Below are 1942 nucleotides of genomic sequence, written 5' to 3' on the forward strand. Positions count from 1 at the left end.
GGCTTCGAGACCGTGAGATTCGTCCCGTATTTCCAATTCATAATTTCTCTGAATTAACGGTGTACGATGAAGTGTTTGATTCAGAGGTTGAAGAAGAAATTGCACATGACTTTAATAATATCCATTCATCATCGGGCTTTTATTTTTTATACCGCTTGTTTGAAATGTTATTAACGGTATTCGGTGCGGCTTTTTTCTTATTCTTGTTTGGTAATGTTATGACGAGAGAAGGATTAGGGCAAAATGGGCCGATTCATTTTCTCTACACACAACCAATACGACGTGGAACTGTTTTCGTCAGTAAAGTTATCACAATTGCGCTGGTGTCATTATTGACGGTTTTAGGTGTTGGTGTATTTTCATTGTTGCTTGGTACTGTTTTTGATCGTTTGGGTGCATGGGATTATCCTGTACTGATCTATGAACCTGAATTCCAGTTTAGCTTTATGCCGATGGGGACATTTTTACTATGGTCAGCGTTGTTGTTTTTAATGGTACTCGTCTTCTGTTATGCCTGGTTGTTTTTATTTTCAGTATTAGCAAGAAGAACATCGATTGCGATTGGTTTAACGTTAGCTGTCGTGTTTTTGGGTGTACAATTCAGTGATCAACCGTTGGTGTTTATAACCCATTTTTATATTTCGATGTGTACGAAATAATCACGTTGGAAACAGCATTAGTGCGAGAGAACTTTGACATCAATCTAGTTTATGGTGTGCTGTCACTTGGGGTTAGTAGTCTATTAATATTGCTCATGTCGTACATCGTTTTGAAAATAAGGATGAAATAGACGGGGTGAATCTTTCTTATTCAAGAGCGTTTTTATTGGAAATGAAAAACTGAAATATTACGAATTTAACTTTAAATGAAATTTGAGTAATTTTTTTACAAAAACAAAAGGATTATTAGTTGTTATGAAGAATAACTATAATATACTATTCTTCTCAAATTGGTGATCACCCCTACTAGAATAGTAAATAAGCTCTTGGAGGTTTTTATGGAGAAAAAAGTAAGTGTTTTAGTTTCAATGCTTTTAGTCGGACTATTATTTATAGGAGCACCGTTACAAGCGACAAGTATGGGCGAAGATGACTTTGAAGCATCAAACTCAAGGACTGTTTCCGTGACGGAATACTATGATGCCAGTCAATATGTTGTTCCACCTAGTACTACTTATTATAATAGCGGAGGCTATAGTGGCACACTCTACTTAGATACTTGGCAGTCTCAGGAGATTACTTACTAGCTCGTTATTCAGGAACAGTTCATTGTACTGGTACATGTCCAATCGCAAGCTCATCTGAAAAAGAGTAATAGAATACAAGGTGGGGAAGTTTTCATTCCTCACCTTTTATTTAAAATGGGGGCTTACATAAATAAAATTGATAAAGTTTGAGTTTAAGGCCGAATATAGCTCACCGTAATACTCACCATTCTATATAATTGTAATTTTTTCTAAATAACAAGTGTTACGTAAGCGGGTGTAGGGTTATGAATGGTTTGTTCTGAAGATTCTGATCAATATTATGAGAGGAGGGCTATGTTTTAATGATTAAATTTATATTGTTTGAAATAAAGAAAGCAATAAAATCTGCATTCTTTTACATATTGTTAGCTTTATTAGTTCTAGTGGTTAGTGGCTATTTTATCTACAATTACATACAAACTGAACGAGTTGAAGACATGGTAGAAGAGGCAGAGCGGCAACTACTAGGTAGTGAAAGTTCTTTAGAAGAAATGGGGTTTGAAATAGGGGACGACATAAATGACGTAGAAGACCCATTAGAAGCTAGAGAAATTGAAAATATTCTCATGCAAATAGAAACAAGGGAAACAAGACTTCAAGGGTATGAAGACCATGATTGGAAGAAAGTTGCACAAGTTGAAATAGAGATGGGAGAAGACTATTTTGAAAGATTTCCAACACAAGCCGAAGAACAAG

2 protein-coding genes and 1 pseudogene are annotated in these 1942 nt (G+C 35.5%); all 3 read left to right on the forward strand.

Annotated elements, in window-relative coordinates; translation table 11 throughout:
• The coding region (locus tag A194_RS18975) for an ABC-2 transporter permease (protein WP_017187802.1) at positions 1-659 on the forward strand (659 nt) is incomplete at its 5' end.
• A gap of 338 nt (positions 660-997) precedes the next feature.
• Positions 998-1246 (forward strand): hypothetical protein, encoded by a 249-nt coding sequence (locus A194_RS0116075; RefSeq protein ID WP_017187803.1) that lies wholly within the window; start codon positions 998-1000, stop codon positions 1244-1246.
• A 302-nt stretch (positions 1247-1548) separates the two neighbouring features.
• Positions 1549-1942 (forward strand): annotated as a pseudogene (locus A194_RS18980) (hypothetical protein); the annotation flags it as partial.

This window comes from Alkalibacillus haloalkaliphilus C5, from assembly GCF_000269905.1.
In the GTDB taxonomy this organism is placed as follows: domain Bacteria; phylum Bacillota; class Bacilli; order Bacillales; family Alkalibacillaceae; genus Alkalibacillus; species Alkalibacillus haloalkaliphilus_A.